The sequence below is a fragment of the Sulfitobacter sp. 1A13496 genome (assembly GCF_043557225.1).
In the GTDB taxonomy this organism is placed as follows: domain Bacteria; phylum Pseudomonadota; class Alphaproteobacteria; order Rhodobacterales; family Rhodobacteraceae; genus Sulfitobacter; species Sulfitobacter faviae.
Window position 1 is genome coordinate 45,059 of sequence record NZ_JBIFFP010000011.1, and the last position, 15,331, is coordinate 60,389.

Genomic DNA, 15,331 nt, shown 5'->3' on the forward strand with positions numbered 1-15,331 from the left:
AACGGGACGTGCTCTTGAAAGATTGCGTGGCCCGTCTCCACTGTCATTGCCTGACTGTGGATGGGAACGGACGCGTCAAGCCGGAGCGTCTTGCGGAATTTATGCGCAACTCAATTATCGATTATGCCGTCCCGAAATCGCGGTTGGATGATGCGCGGGCGCGGGACGCCAGATTCAAGTCCGGAAGCGCGGTTGCAGCCCTGCACCACGAGGCAATCGGCACTTTTACGGACCTTGCCAATACTGGCGAAGGCGGCGAGATGCTGCTCTTCCTACTCGCAGAGCGCTTTCTCAAGGTTCCTCAGGTGCTCTGTAAGATGGACCTTAAGACCGACTCTCACATGCACTATCATGGTGCGGACGGCGTCTATGCTTCCGTAAACGAAAACGGCCTTCTCAAACTTTTCTGGGGCGAGTCAAAGGTGTATGGCGACCCTACAGCGGCCATAAGAGATTGCCTTTCATCACTTGCCCCTTTCCTCGTGGAGACGGACCACGAAGGCGCTGATCGCGAGCGGGATCTCGTGCTCCTCAGCGACAAAGCCGATCTCAGTGATCCGGAACTTACGGCCGCATTCCGGAAATATTTCGACCGAACCTCACCGCTATCGAACAGGGTCGAATATTGCGGGATCGCGCTTATCGCCTTCGATGCGGATTTCTATCCGAAAGATGATGCAAAAGGCATCGGGGAGGACATCCTGAAGGCGGCGAATGACGAAATGGAAAAATGGGTGAAGAATGTAAAGAACAGACTATCGGTGGAGAAACTCGACAAATTCGACATTCAGTTTTTCTGTGTGCCAGTGCCTTCGGCGGATGGGTTTCGCGCATCGTTCCTTAAGGCGCTGGGTATTAAGAAATGAAAGATACCGAACTCTTTGATTGGCTGTCGGGTGAGGCGCTTCGTGATGATATTATCAGGTTGACTCAGATCACAGTGGCGACTGAGATAACAAATCTGGACGCAATCCATGAATCCGCTGACCCAAAGAAGAGCTTTGACTGGCAGCAGCTTCTTTTGGCCGGAAGCCTTTTGGCCAGATCAACCGAACGAACGCATCAGGAGGCGGCGCTGCGGATCGCAACCGCTGCCGTCACACTCGAAACTTCGCCGGAAGTGCGGGATGCGGGGGCTGTCCTCCTCGAAAAGCTGTCCAATCGCAGGTCCGTCGAGCTGGCAATACTGCGAAACCGGATCGCTCCCGATCTTGAGGGCAGACTGGGCGTGTCGATGCGCCTTGAAGCCAACAGAAGACGTTTCGAGGACTCGATACTCCTTGAATCGAGCGGAAAATGGATAGGCGTCAACGATTTTCAGAAAGAACTATGGGCGGGCGCCTCTTCCGGCGCCGGCTGGCTTTCAGCGTCCGCGCCAACCGCGTCCGGAAAAACTTACCTCGTTTTGCAGTGGCTGCTCGATCACGTTCGCACGAGCAAGACAAAGATCGCCGTTTACCTTGCCCCAACCCGGGCTTTGGTGAGTGAGATTGAACTCAGTCTGAAGGAGCTATGTCAGTCGGACACCGGCATCGAGATCACGTCGCTACCGCTGACGGAAGTTTATTTCTCATCTACGACGGGAGACAAGAAAGCCGTCTTCGTATTCACGCAGGAGCGTTTGCACCTGCTTGTCAATCTTCTCGGGGAGGACTTCAGTGTAGACCTTCTCATTGTTGATGAAGCGCACAAGATCGGAGACAATCAGCGTGGTGTAATACTGCAGGATGCAATCGAGCGGGTGTCTCGGCAGAACCCGATGATGAAGGTCGTGTTTGTAAGTCCTTCGACACAAAATCCCGGAGAACTGCTTGAGGATGCGCCGAACGATATGCCGAAAACGTCGGTCAATACCGATATGCCAACCGTTCTGCAGAACGTGATCCTAGCCGAGCAAGTGCCTCGGAAGCCCAAGGAGTGGTCGCTGGACCTTGTCTGGGGCGATTCACCCATACCACTGGGCACGCTTAAACTGTCAAACAAGCCTGCGGGCCTGAAAAAAAGGCTGGCGTTTATCGCAGCGGCGGCAGGCGGTCGCGGCGGCACACTGGTTTACTGCAACGGCGCGGCTGAAGCGGAGGACGTCGCGCTCCTTATCAGCCAGTTGGAAGGCTCGGAGAAGACAGATGATCAGGAATTGCTGGACCTGGCTGATCTGGCCCGCAAAGGGGTCCACCGTAATTATCAGCTCGCGCCGCTGGTCGAACGTGGTGTCGCTTTTCACTATGGAAACATGCCCTCTCTCATCCGCACCGAGGTTGAGAGGCTGTTCCGCGACGGCAAGATAAGATTTCTTGCCTGCACCTCGACGCTGATTGAAGGAGTAAATCTCTCTTGCAGGACCATCGTTGTGCGCGGTCCCCGGAAGGGCCGTGGGAACCCGATGGAGCCGCACGACTTCTGGAACCTCGCGGGACGGGCCGGTCGCTGGGGAAACGAATTCCAAGGCAATATTATCTGTATCGATCCAAAGGATGAAAAAGCATGGCCCGTCGGCGTGCCGAAGCGCTCACGCTACCCGATCAAGAGAGAAACTGACGTCGTTATATCTTCCACCGATGAACTGGCTGCGTATCTTGAGAACAGAAACATCGACTCTTTGGCCGATCTTGCGCAAGGCGAAGAATTCGAACAGGTCGGGGCTTACCTCCTCAATACATATATTCGTCTTGGTACGCTTTCCGATGCCGCATTTGCGAAACGGCATTCTCCAGATGCGCTCCGGAAACTCGATAGAAGCCTCGAAGGTATTTCGGCGCTGATCAATATTACGCAGGATGTTCTAGTAAGACATCCAGGCGTCAGCGCGGTGGGCCTGCAGCGTTTGCTGGAAGCTTTTCGAAAGTACGAAGGCAATATCGAAAATCTGCTGCTCGCGCCTTCGGAAAGCGTCGATGCGTACGACAGGTACGTCACCGTCATGCGACGGATTAACGCAAATTTGTATCCTGTCTTCCTGCCAGACAGTCTCATTCCCCTGCACGCGCTCGTGGTTGTCGAGTGGCTGAAAGGATTGTCTTTGGCTGCAATTATCAGGAAGCGTATAGAGTATCAGCAACGAAACAACAGATCGTTCAAGCTTCCAGTGCTCATTCGCGAAACGATGAGCATGGTGGAAGAGACAGCAAGATTCAAGGCACCGAAGTATATTTCCGCCTATATGGATGTCCTCCGCCTGTTCTTGACTGAAGCCGAGCGCGAGGACCTGATTGATGAAGACTTTGACATCGGGATAGCGCTTGAGTTTGGCGTCTCCAGCATCACGCTTCTCTCATTAATGGAACTAGGGCTTTCCCGCATGTCTGCGGTGGCCTTGTATGAGAAGATTGCGCGCGACGATCTGGACAAGGAAGGTTGCCTGGCCTGGATTAATCAGCATGGCCCGAATTTCGCCGGGATGGACCTGCCTAACCTTATCGTCAGGGAAACGCTGCAGGTATCGGGCCTTGATGATCCGGAAGCGGGCCACGAATTCAGCGAATAGAGTAGAGAGGAAGCGATTATGCCCGCAAAGCCAGTAGAGATCGGATCGCTCTCATTCGCGAGGAAAGGAGACGCAAACGACTTTTTTAGGGATATGCTGTACAAATATGAACTGGGTGACAAGGTAACCAATGAAGACGCCGAAATACTAACGCATCTCATGCATATGCATCCCGAAGCCGCCGAAAAGATCGGCCCGGGAATTGAAAGCTTCAGTGTAAGAACGGCGGATTACGGAACGCGCTGCTTCTGGGTCAACCGCGTCGATGGAACGACAGAAAAATTCTCCTTTCGAGCGTGTTACTGATCATCAACACAGAGCTGCCATCGGCTATCGCTCATTAATTGGCTCGTATTCGAGTTTATGCTCTTCCTGGTGTGCGGTGACCTGCCACTGGGCTCTGATCCAGCCATGACTGGTGCCCGGTTGGTCTTAAGCTGCCTACGGATTCTGGACCGCCGAAAGGTGGAGGATCCGGTTGCCGAAAACAAACGCGAAATACATGCTATGCGAAATCTTCTTCTCTAAAATTCAATCTTAGTTCTGCGCCACGGCTGCCCTATACCCTCGCTGCTTTTTGCTAGCATGGAGCTTCATGAGCGCCGTGACAGCCTTGCCCTCGTCATCATGAAATTCGATCATCATCTGCCCTCGAAACCCGATACGGCCCCATTCCCGCACGAGGCATGCGCCGCCAAACAGGTCTGGTTGAACACTCATTCTATAGAAGCGCCGCATGTTGATAGACAGGTCGACCCGCTTGAGATCGACTGTCGTCGGGAACACTTCCATTTGCTGCATCGTATCCAACATATTGGGCAATCCCTTCTCATGTGTCACAATATCAGGTAGACATATGTGTTTCCACTATGTTCTAATTTTTCCCGACTCGGGCGAAACATTTCCGCTGCACTCTCTCCTAGCTTGGCAGAACTGCTGCAGGTTTAGGATTTTGACTGTACTTCGTGTTCTTGAATAGGGCGACAAATGGTAAAGAACATCTGCATATTCTCGGACGGAACCGGCCAGATGGGTGGCGCCAGGCCAGACCAACGGCTGTCGAATGTTTACAAGATGTATCGAGCCATGCGTCCCGGCCCAGATTCACCAATTAGCCCTAAGGACCAAGTGGCTTTTTACGACCCGGGCTTGGGAACAGGAGAACGCGGTGGGTTTTTCGGTCGGATCAAGCCCATCCTGGAAAGCGCCGTCGGAACTGGCATCGACCACAACATAATCGATTGCTACGAGCAGATCATCGCCCATTACGAGCCCGGCGACCGTGTGTTGCTGTTTGGGTTCTCGCGCGGGGCCTACACAGTAAGAGCACTTGCAAACGTTATGAACCTCTGCGGTGTCCCGACGCAGATGCCAGATGGTTCGCCGGTCCCGCGTTACGGCCCCGGATTGCGCAAGATCGCCAAGGACGCTGTAAAATTCGTGTATAATCACGGTGCTGGAAAACCGCGCGGACAAGATCCTTACTTCAAGAACCGTGAAGAACTCGGCAAGCGATTTCGCAAGAAGTATTCGAGCTTTCCGCTCGTAGGCGAAGAAAATCAGGGAAACGTTCAGCCAACATTCATCGGGGTCTTCGACACGGTGGCATCACTGCGAACGGCAGTTGTCCGCACCTTGGTCTGGGGCGTCACGTTCGGGGTCGGGGCGGCTTTGGCCGCAGGCGTTGCACTCGGATGGTCTTGGCTTTTGGTTGTTCCGCTTGGCGTACTTCTAGTCGCGCTTCTTTGGCAGCTAGGTTCCCTGTTGCTCGACAACTTCAAGTATTTCTCGGACGATCCCGAGCGCAAACTGAAGCTCTGGCGCCCAACCGATTGGCCGCAGATTCTCAAGACGGGTCATTTCGCGGCTTGGAACAAGCGCAACTACGACAAGTGGCTGGATCCCGATGTCCAACACGCCCGTCACGCCATGGCGATCGACGAAGACCGTGCTGACTTTCCAAGGGTTGGATGGGCATCGAAGGCGGCCGCGATTGAGACCAAAGATCGAGAGCCGAAGTGGTTGAAGCAGGTCTGGTTCCCGGGCTGTCATAGCGACATCGGTGGAAGCTATCCTGAGGCAGAGTCCCGCCTGAGCGATATCGCCCTCGATTGGATGGTCGACGAATTGAAAGACTGCGTGCCGTCGATCCAGATCAACGAGAACGTCTTGAACCGCGCCCCTGACCCTCTGGGTTTGCAGCACCGCGAAGACGCGATGGTAGCATTTGGCCCCCTCCGCATCCGCTGGAAGAAGGGAATTCGCGCAGTTGGCGACGACTTCCCGCTCCATCCTTCAGTCGAAGAGCGCATGCGAGCCAAGGCCGTCGCCCAGTGTGGCGAGGTCAAACCCTACCGACCTGCCCAATTGAAAGAGCGACGCGACTTGAAATTCTACTACGACGAATAGGGGACTAGTCGACGGCGCTCACCCTCCCAACAATTCCTCGATGAAGTCCTCCTGCCGGTCGAGCGCCGCCTTCCAATCCTTCGGCACGGCGGCTTCCCTTTCGAGCGTCTCGGGCTCGGGCTGCCCGCGTCCGGCCTCAATCGGCATCACGCTCATCGCGCGCGCTTCGCGCCGCTGCGATCGATCCCGGACAGGCGCACGTTCGGCTAGTTTCGCCTGGTCGTCTGCGCCGACCTCAAAGTCACCGCCCCAGGGCCCCACGCCCTGCACACTCGGCGGATAGGGGAACGGCTTGCCGTCCTGGCGGGCCAGCATGTCCTTGAAGAACGGATCGTCGTAATACTTGATCCGGCTAGCCTTGATAGGGTGCTGGGGCGAAGCGAGGATTATGACCTCGTCGGGATCCATGAGGCGCGCTTCCGTCTCGGAAAGTAGCGGCCGCTCTTCCAGACGCGCCGAGGTCGAGGTCGCGCCAAGGAAGCCCTTGTTGCGACCGTACATCCGGGTCACCGCCTCGCGGGTGGTGCTGCCGACCGCGGCGGAGACCTCTTTCACCGTGCGCTGGTCCCGCGGGGTGATGTAGAGCTTCAGCCCTGCCCCGTTCTCGAGACTTTCACGGCCCTCGGGCCCGTAAATCCGATCAAGCGAAGCCAGCGACTGCGCGATCATCGCGACGCGGCCGCCATAGCTTGCCAGCGAATGGATCGCCCGCTCGAGATAGGGCATCGCCCCCATCTGCTGGAATTCGTCGATCATCATCATGACCGGCCAGGGCTCGTCCGGGCCGGGCTCGTTCAGCCGGATCGAGGCGATGAGATCGGCGAACATCAGGCGCAAGAGCGGCGCCAGCGTCGCGATGTGATCCTCGGACACCGCGATGTAAAGCGACTGAGGGGTCTTCCGGAAGGTCGAGAAATCGAAGTCACTCGCTTCGGTGGCCGAGCGCACCGCCGGGTTGTCCCATTGTTTGAGACCCGCCGTCATCAGTGCCTGGATGTTCGAGGTCAGAAGCCGCGACGAGGCCGACGCGGCGTTGGTCCACAGCTCGCGCAGGATGTCTTCCTCAGCTTCGTCGGCGTAGGTCTTATACTGGGCGTTCTTGTATTCGCCCCCGGCGACGATCTTGTTCACCTCTCCAAGGTTCGGCGTGCCGCGCTGGATCGCCAGCAGGCAGGCCGCGACAAAGATCGACTTGCCGGCCTCGGAGAAGGTGTCGAGCGTCTTGTTGTCCTTGTCGAGGAAGAGGTCTGCCAGGATCGAGACCTCGGTGAAGCGCTGCGCGAATGTCGGGGCCTTGGCAATCCGCGCAAGCGGGTTGTAGCGATGCGTGGCATTGGCCCAATCAAACGGGCTGAAGCGATAGACCTCGTCACCGTTCAGCGCCCGGAGCCGCGCGGTCTTTTCGAAGTTCTCGCCCTTCACGTCGAGCACGACGACCGAGCCCGCAAAGCTCAGAAGGTTCGGGATCACGAAACCCACCCCCTTACCCGCGCGGGTCGGGGCCACCATCATCACATGAGGGATGGTGGTCGAGGAGATGAACTCGGCCTTGGACGTCGGGGAGCCGAGCTTGCCGCAGACAAAGCCCTTGCCGGGTGCCTGAAGCATGTCGTTCTTCTTCAGCTCCGCCTTGGTCTGCCAGTGGGCCGAGCCATAGTCGTCCCGCTCCTTCTTCCAGGTCCAGGCAAGCGCCAGGGCGCCGAGGCCAATCGCCCCGAAGCCTACGGCGCCAAACCCCACCTTGAACGCTTCGGGATGCGCCGCTCGGGTGCCCGCGCTGGCTTTCCAGAGCGCCAGCATGTCAAAACTACCAAACCCGGTTTTCAGGGCCAGGGTCAGGTAGAAGGCGGCGACGATGGTGCCGATGACGGCGCCGCAGATCACCCCGAAGAGGAGCGCGGCCCAAAGGGGGAGTGTCTTGGTCATGGTTGTCATCTCCCCCTTAGAATTCCATCTCGTCATCGAGACCACGATCTAGTGTTTTGTTTCGGGCAAGTTCACGCCCCATTTCCTGCGCCTCTTGCTGGCCGCGCATCCGCGCCACCTCCGTCGCCTTGTCCTGCTGCAACCCGGCGGCGCGGTCGGTGAAGACTTGGTCGCCGGTCTCCTCAAACGTCATCTCGAGGAATTCCTGCGTGACGGTGATCTGGTCGAGCTTGCTCGGAAGGGCCGCGTCCAGCACCTCGTAGTTGCCGCGGCGAAGTGCAGCCAAACCCTCCTCACCCAACTCCTTGAAGAGCTCGGATTGCAGGGTCCGCTCAACCACCTCTTCCTGTTCCTCGGTGAGCTTGCCGTCCCGAAGCATGTCGGCCAGGTCCTGCAGGTAGGGATTGGGCGTCCGGTCGTCTTCGTCGATGAGGGGCAGTGTCGCCTCCTCTTCGTCCGCGAGGGTTCGGCCGATCTCGACGCCCAGTTCCTTCGCCCGCTCCATCAGTGCGTCCATCACGCCGTCGACCTTTTCGAGCGCGGCATCGAGCTGGTCGTCACTCGCGGTCTCCACGCTGAGACCGTCCTTGGCCAGCACCGCGTTCATGTCGCGCTCGACCCAGTCTTGCGCCATGCCGTAGTTGCGCGTGCCGCCGGCAGTGATCCGGGCTACCAGCTCCTCGCTGTCCATGCCCACCTCCTCGGCGCGCTCGAGCACGTAGCGCAGCCCCTCGTCATTGCCGGATTGCAGCGCCGCAATCAGCACTTCGCTGCCCGCCCCCGGCGGATAGGGTTCTTCGAGCTGCTTTCCAAACCGTGCGCGCAGCTCCGGGTCAGGCACCATCTGCGAGAGGTCCGCGATGATCGGCGCGGCCTTGGCCTCGAAGGCGGCGCGCTCGGCCGGGTCCAATTCCTCGGCCTTGAGCCTCAGCGCCTCGATCGTGCGCTCGGAATAGTCGATCGCATCACCGACGGTCTTGATGTCCTTCATGTCTATCTCTCCTTCGGTGAAGTTCCAGGGCGTGCCGGAGCCGAGACCGTCTGCCATGCCGCGCACGGCGCGCGCCATGTGACGCTGGTCCATCCGGTCCAGCAGGTCGGCGAGGTACTTGTAGTCCTTGGCGAAGCCCACCACCTGCGCCTGCGCCATGGCGGATTCCTGGGCCGTCATGACGATCTCGCGCGGAAGGCGGGCCTCTTCCTTGGCGCGGTAGATCTCCTCAATCCCGGCGGGCTTCTCGAAAATGCCGCGCTCGAGCCGGGTGGTGGCGTCGAGCGTCACGCCGTAGCCTTCAGCGATCTCGGCCTGCTTCTCGCGCATCAGCTGCGGCGACATCACGCCCTCGGCCCAGCAAGAGAACCAGGTGCCGTTTTCGACGCCGCGATTGTTCAGGATGATATGGGCATGCTTGTGCGCCCGGTCGTCATGGACCGCGAGGACATAGTCCCACTGATCGCCATATTCCCCGCTCTCGAAGAAATGCTCCGTCCAGTCCATGGCGATGTCGCACACCTGATCGACCGTCACGTCGGTCGGGAACGAGAGCAGCATGTGCGAGGTGAACCCGAGCTTGGTCGAGCCGCGCCAGGTCCCGGCCCAATCCTCGATGATGTCTTCTTTCTGCTCCTCAGAAAGCACCGCCGCATCGGTCAGCGCGTTGGTCATCGTCGAATAGGTGTATACCGCCTTGTCGTTGATGTAGGAAATCTGCGCCCCGAGGCTACACCTCGTCTTGCAGCCTCCTGCCCGGATCCGTTTGAACACCGCAGCCCGGCTCTGCCCTGAAGCCACTTTCAGCGCGTTGCGCGCCGACATGGATCCGACGCGCGAGAAACTTCGCCCCTGCCGACGCCCCGCCAGCCGCGCGTCGATCCGCGCCGCGGCCTGACCCCGGATACGCTCATCCTCCCAGAGCCGGCCCATGACCGAGGCATAGAGGGCGAGCGGATCAGCCATTCCTGACGAGCCTCAAACCTGTCACGGTCTCGCGCGGGGTGCCCTCCAGAACCGCGCCATCCGCCCCCTGCCCTTCTTCCCTTTGCGGCCACTCCTGATGACGCAGCGCTTGCGCCGCATCCTTCATCCGGCCCATCTCACGGCTCATCGACTGCGCAAGATCGAGCAGTTCGATCAGCACTGCGCGATCCGCCGCCGAGACCTCCAGCCGACCGCGATGGACCGCCTTGGCGAGCACCATGCCAGCGTCGCTCACATCCTTCGCCTGTCGCCATGCGGCGCAAAATTCGGCGACCAGATCACGGGGCACATCGAGGAAACCGCACCGTCCGCGCAGCACCGCATTGAGCGCCTGTGACCGGTTGGAAAAACCCCGTTCGCGCCACTCGGCATCGAACGCTGCAAGCTCAGACTGACTAGCCCGGAAAGCCACTGTCTCGCTCGGATCGCGCGCTGCGATCCCCTCGCCCGCCTCCTCTTTCGCGAGCCGGTTCACGTGGCGCGGAGAGATACCGAACGCCGCCGCCAGCTCCTTCGCGCTCTCGCCCGCCGTGAAGCGCCGCGCCACTTCGATGCGCTCTTCAAGCTTCAGGTTTTTCGCTGGCCTCGGCACTAGGGCGTTCTCCCGCTGCCAGAAAAAGATTGCATGCGCAGACGCGCGCGAGGCAGCGATTGCTCGCAATCGCTTTCGCGTGCGGCGGAGCATTCAGCTTTGCGGGAAACGCCCATGACAGACCCCTCGGACAAAATGTGCAAACATTGGCCATATCCTGCCAACGTCTTCCTTCTCTCCTTTGCTTATACTTCAATACATCACATTGCGCAATATAACGTTTTGCATGCTGTGTCTTTTTGCTGGCAATAGGGTGCAGTCAAGACTGCTCCGCAGCGCGACATGGAACGCCGCCGTCCTCATCGATGCGCGGCAATCTGGTCGAATTAATCTGCCTAAACTTGCGCTGGAGCAGCACGCGATGTCAGGCAAACCGAGCGCCCGAGCCGGTAACGGATCGGGCGCGAAGAACACGAAAACGGCCCGCGCGAGATAGCGCGGGCCCCACCATTCGAGGGCGTCACGAAGCTTCTGAGAGACGGTGTCAAACCCCTGCGGATCAGTAGACCCGCAGGGGTGTCTGGGTCAGTGACCCAGTCCCTGAGAGCGCAGGTCGTCGTAGCGGCTGCGGGCGATCAGCGCCTCGGTCTCGAGGCTGTCGAGTGTCTCGGGATGGGCGTCTTCATCAAACGCGGCGAGGTAGGCATCAAAGGCCATGTCGGCTTGCAGTTCGGCGAGGTCGATGGATTGTTCGAGTGTCATGGTGTGATCCTTTCCGTTGATCGTCGTTGGACGGATCGTGGAAAAGACCGGGGGCATGAGAGCGGGCTGCACCCGGCACGGGGCGGAATGAAATGGAGCACGCCGGGGGCAGGTTTGTTGTGAGCGGTGCACCGCAGCGCTCAAGGCGCAGCCGTCCAGAAACCTGCCCCCAGCGTTGCCGGCCGCTCGACCCCGGGCTAGCGATCTGAGAGGCCAACAGGTCGACGGAAAGGCGCGCGACGGTGGCCCTGACGTGAGACGTCGCCCCCCGGACGCATGACGTTGATCTGCGGTTTACACCCTCGCGGCAAAGGGTGAGTTCGGCACCCTGGCAGCCTCGCCAACACGACCCAAGCGCGGGTTGCTCGACTGAGAGAAGGGGTGCGCTTACCTCGCACAGTGGGCTCCCATTTTTCCCCTGCTGACTTTCGGCTCACCCTCGGGTTCGCGCGATCCACTCTGTCCCTCAACAGAACGATCAAAGCTGCTTCTGCGATCGATCCAGTCAGACTATCCGCCTCGGTGTCAGCGTCCGAAATATGCCGCATCCTTCTGACACGGGTTTCGGACCCGAACCGCTGCCATTCCTCATAACGAGAAATAGCCAGACCGCCGGAGCGGTCTGGCCCTTGGCTTAGGCGGCGTCTTTCGGGCCCCAGGGGATGACGGCCTGCAGGGACAGATCGTCCTGGTTCGCGGCCTTGCCGAGGTTGGCGTTGAAGCCGTGGTCGCGGATGGTCAGCGTGTAGTAGTCGGCACCGGTCTCCTTGTTCTGCTTCTTCCAGATGCCGCCGCACTCGACCAGCTTGCCGCGCGGGGAGCGGCCGAGGACGCGGTGCGTGGGGGCCATCGGGTTCGTGCTCGCGACGGGCTCGACCGTGATGTCGAGGTCGAAGGTCAGGGTCGAGATGGAGCCTGTGCCCTTGGCGGTCTCGATGTCGGCGCTGGTGAATTTGATGCAGTTCGTGGTCATTGCTCTTCTCCTTGTTTGCGTTGCAATGATGGTCACCTTGCAGCTGGCCAAGGCCCGGGCACACCGAAGGCGAAGCGTAGCGGAGAGGGGCAGGTGCCGGTCTTTTTGCTCCGCGAGGAATGACCCGCAGGGTCAGGGGAAAAAGATCGGCGGCAACCTTTGTGGACGGGACGACAGCTGCGACCAGCATGTCATGCAACTCAGACAAAGGGAGAAGTGCGTTGGCCGCTAAGGAAGGATGGTGAACAGCCGTCAAAGATGCCAGAGGGCGCATGTTGATGCATGGATCATAGCTGGAGCAGGCATTTTCGGATCCATGTCACTTGCCAGATTCCCGACGCACCCACCTTGCGACGACAGCGAAAACTTGCTGTGACAAAGAAGTGCTACCGGGGGTATCGTAAGAGCGAAATTTTGGACCAAATCGTTTTCGGGCACAGACAAACTAAGCCGAAGTACAAGAAGTGAGGCAAAATAGCTTTGGAACTAGAAGAACTCGCAAAGCAGTGCCAAAACTGTGCACAGCATAGCCCAGTGATAGTCTTGGGCAGCGGGGCCTCGATACCGCATGGCATTCGTGGCATGGGGGATTTGGCCGTTTGGCTCCGCGATAATGTACAGGCCGACGATGGACCGGAAGTCGATGCCTGGACACTTGTTAGAACAGCCTTGGCCGCTGGAGATCATTTAGAAGCAGCACTAGAAAACAAGCCTCTACCCGACTCCTTGGTTGTCAAGATTGTCCGAAGTACCTGGGACTTCATCGCTCAGGGCGATTATAGCCTGCTCAAATCAGCTATAAAGACCGAGACCATTTTTCCGCTCCGCACCCTATTCACAGGTTTATTCCGAAGTACAAACCGCAATATCCATGTCGTAACAACAAACTACGACCGCGTTGCAGAGTATGCAGCCGATTCAGGCGGCTACATCCACAACACGGGTTTCCTTCCGGGCTATCTGCGACGGGCCGATGGGGCGGAGAATCTGATTTTCAAACAAGGGGCCAATTTGGCGCGGACGGTCACAGTCTGGAAAGTCCACGGGTCTCTTGATTGGTTTTCAGACCCGCATGGGGGTGTGATGTCGCTACCGATGACGAGCGAGTTGCCCGATGGTTTGGTTCCGTTGATCGTCACGCCAGGTGTAAGCAAATATCAGCGGACGCACGACGAGCCCTTTCGGAGCGCGATACAGGGCGCCGATCGTGTGTTGAGTGCCGCGACCGCATTCATTTGCATAGGATACGGGTTCCGCGACGGCCATATCCATCCGAAGCTGATGACGCGTTGTCGTGTGCATGACGTTCCCATCCTTGTCGCAGCGCGCACCTTAACGCCCGAAGCCAAGGATTTTCTCAAGAACAACGCCGGGCGTCACTACCTCGCGCTCGAGAACCACGATGAGGGGACGATGGTTTACAACCGTGACAGCCCAGACGGTATTGTTGTTATCGGGGGCAAATATTGGGAGTTGCCTGCATTGAACGAATTGATTGGGTTTTAGGAGGAAGAGTTGGGCATACTTGATTTCAACGATGATGAAAGTCTCGGCAAAATTATTGCCGTCGATACTGCCACTGTGACGGTGCGAGTCGATGAACTTGAACGCCTCAAACGGATTCAGGTCAATCGGTTGACCGCGATCAGAAGCTCGAAAGCCGGGCAGCACTTAATCGGGATAGTTTCGCGCATCACACGCAAAGCAGGTGACGAAACTGCAATAGACGGGTCTGAGGAGGATCCGGAAGCCGCGCTCCCCGAAAACAACCTCGTTCGGGTCGCTCTGATTGGAACACTCGTAGACAAGGAGGGGCTGAAAGAGAACGTCTTTAAGCGCACCCTAGAGACTGTGCCCGAAATCGATGCGGATTGCTTTTCCTTGGAAGGTCAGCGCCTGACAGACTTCATGCAGGTCATTTCGCAGGTTTCCGGCGACGGCCCGCAGCTTGATCTTGGTCGCTATGCTTTGGACGAGGACGCGCGGGCCTTCTTGAACGGCAACCGTCTGTTCCAACGTCATGCCATCGTGGTCGGTAGCACTGGCAGCGGCAAATCGTACACAACTGCGCGGCTCCTAGACCAGATTGCCGGTCTTCCACAAGCCAACGTAATCTTGTTCGATATCCATGGTGAGTACCAGACCCTCGATAGCGACGAGTTTCGGCATCTACGCATCGCTGGGCCGGGGGACATTGGACACGATCGCCGACTGGCCGACGGTGTTCTACATCTACCGTTCTGGCTTCTCGGCTATGAGGCATTGGTCGCTTTGTTTGTAGATCGGTCCGATCAGAACGCTCCGAACCAAGCCATGCTCATGACGCGCTGTATCACCGATGCGAAGCGCGCAATGCTTGATCCGGGAAAACACGCCGACATTCTTGCAAATTTCACTATCGATAGCCCCGTGCCTTTCGATATCGACAGTGTCCACAAGCAACTATCTGACTTGAACGAACAAATGGTTCCGGGCGCTAACAACAAGGATAAGCAAGGACCATACTTCGACAAGCTCAGCCGCTTAATCGCGCGATTTGAAGCCAAACGAAATGATCGCAGGCTTGGGTTCATATTTCAGCCGCCAGCAGCCTGTATGGATATGGCCTGGCTGTCGGAGGTAACGCATTTCCTGATAGGCGGGCGCGGATCGCAAGCTGATGGCAAGGGTGGGATCAAGATCATCAATTTCTCGGAAGTGCCGTCCGACATCCTGCCGCTCATGGTCAGCTTGATTGCTCGGCTGATATTCACAGTCAGCCAGTGGACGCCACCAGACAACCGTCATCCCATCGCATTGTTCTGCGATGAGGCACATCTGTATATCCCGGAGCGTGCATCGTCAGAGTCAGCCGATGAGATCTCTGTCGGGATTTTCGAGAGGATCGCCAAAGAAGGCAGGAAATACGGTGTTGGACTAGTGGTTATCAGCCAAAGACCATCCGAAGTGAACCGCACCGTTCTGAGCCAGTGCAACAATGTCATTGCGATGCGGCTGACCAACGGCGACGATCAATCCGTGATCAAACGGTTGCTGCCTGACAGCCTCGGCGGGTTTGGTGATCTTCTACCGGTCCTCGACATCGGTGAGGCATTGGTGGTCGGCGATGCGAGCTTGCTTCCGACGCGAGTTGTGGTGTCCGAGCCGCGCTTCAAGCCCAATAGCGCGACAGTCAATTTCTGGGATCGTTGGAGTGACGCGGCACCAGTTGCGGGAACGGAAGATGCCGTCCTTTCTTGGCGGAGACAAAGCAATCACTAGCCCTAG

The 15,331-nt window shown here is 58.2% G+C and carries 12 protein-coding genes; 6 read left to right on the forward strand and 6 right to left on the reverse strand.

Going from position 1 to position 15,331, the window contains the following annotated elements; translation table 11 throughout:
- Positions 1-8: 8 nt before the first annotated feature.
- The 3 genes from ACGYLX_RS17905 to ACGYLX_RS17915 are packed head-to-tail and all read left to right on the forward strand — an operon-like array spanning position 9 to position 3,790.
- Complete coding sequence (locus ACGYLX_RS17905) at positions 9-866, forward strand: DUF1837 domain-containing protein (protein WP_235859527.1); 858 nt, start codon at positions 9-11, stop codon at positions 864-866.
- Positions 863-3,484 (forward strand): DEAD/DEAH box helicase, encoded by a 2,622-nt coding sequence (locus ACGYLX_RS17910; protein WP_084353841.1) that lies wholly within the window; start codon positions 863-865, stop codon positions 3,482-3,484. Before ACGYLX_RS17905 ends, ACGYLX_RS17910 begins: the two co-directional genes overlap by 4 nt.
- Positions 3,485-3,502: 18 nt before the next feature.
- Positions 3,503-3,790, forward strand: a complete 288-nt coding sequence (locus ACGYLX_RS17915) for a DCL family protein (protein WP_007120620.1) — start codon at positions 3,503-3,505, stop codon at positions 3,788-3,790.
- 231 nt (positions 3,791-4,021) lie between these two features.
- On the opposite strand, the gene ACGYLX_RS17920 is transcribed toward ACGYLX_RS17915, so the two are convergent.
- Positions 4,022-4,297: a WGR domain-containing protein gene (locus ACGYLX_RS17920; RefSeq protein ID WP_007120621.1), complete on the reverse strand. Its 276-nt coding sequence runs from the start codon at positions 4,295-4,297 to the stop codon at positions 4,022-4,024.
- A 174-nt stretch (positions 4,298-4,471) separates the two neighbouring features.
- Between ACGYLX_RS17920 and ACGYLX_RS17925 the strand changes: the two genes are divergently transcribed.
- On the forward strand, positions 4,472-5,893 hold the full coding sequence (locus ACGYLX_RS17925; protein WP_040701697.1) for a DUF2235 domain-containing protein: 1,422 nt from the start codon (positions 4,472-4,474) through the stop codon (positions 5,891-5,893).
- An 18-nt stretch (positions 5,894-5,911) separates the two neighbouring features.
- Here the strand turns inward: ACGYLX_RS17925 and ACGYLX_RS17930 are convergent, their stop codons facing one another.
- The 5 genes from ACGYLX_RS17930 to ACGYLX_RS17950 all read right to left on the reverse strand — a co-directional run bounded on the left by ACGYLX_RS17930 (position 5,912) and on the right by ACGYLX_RS17950 (position 12,064).
- Complete coding sequence (locus ACGYLX_RS17930) at positions 5,912-7,819, reverse strand: type IV secretory system conjugative DNA transfer family protein (protein ID WP_269348001.1); 1,908 nt, start codon at positions 7,817-7,819, stop codon at positions 5,912-5,914.
- Positions 7,820-7,835: 16 nt separating this feature from the next.
- A complete protein-coding gene (locus ACGYLX_RS17935) occupies positions 7,836-9,776 on the reverse strand; it encodes a relaxase/mobilization nuclease domain-containing protein (protein WP_084353828.1) in 1,941 nt (646 codons plus the stop codon).
- Positions 9,769-10,482 (reverse strand): helix-turn-helix domain-containing protein, encoded by a 714-nt coding sequence (locus ACGYLX_RS17940; RefSeq protein ID WP_232272178.1) that lies wholly within the window; start codon positions 10,480-10,482, stop codon positions 9,769-9,771. Before ACGYLX_RS17940 ends, ACGYLX_RS17935 begins: the two co-directional genes overlap by 8 nt.
- A 432-nt stretch (positions 10,483-10,914) precedes the next feature.
- Positions 10,915-11,091, reverse strand: a complete 177-nt coding sequence (locus ACGYLX_RS17945; RefSeq protein WP_165198475.1) for a hypothetical protein — start codon at positions 11,089-11,091, stop codon at positions 10,915-10,917.
- A gap of 634 nt (positions 11,092-11,725) precedes the next feature.
- Positions 11,726-12,064 (reverse strand): DUF736 family protein, encoded by a 339-nt coding sequence (locus ACGYLX_RS17950; protein ID WP_037207756.1) that lies wholly within the window; start codon positions 12,062-12,064, stop codon positions 11,726-11,728.
- A 582-nt stretch (positions 12,065-12,646) separates the two neighbouring features.
- Here ACGYLX_RS17950 and ACGYLX_RS17955 point away from each other — a divergent pair.
- Together ACGYLX_RS17955 and ACGYLX_RS17960 are read left to right on the forward strand one after the other, a co-directional pair.
- On the forward strand, positions 12,647-13,570 hold the full coding sequence (locus tag ACGYLX_RS17955; RefSeq protein ID WP_152460852.1) for an SIR2 family protein: 924 nt from the start codon (positions 12,647-12,649) through the stop codon (positions 13,568-13,570).
- 9 nt (positions 13,571-13,579) lie between these two features.
- Complete coding sequence (locus ACGYLX_RS17960) at positions 13,580-15,325, forward strand: ATP-binding protein (RefSeq protein ID WP_084353831.1); 1,746 nt, start codon at positions 13,580-13,582, stop codon at positions 15,323-15,325.
- Positions 15,326-15,331 lie beyond the last annotated feature (6 nt).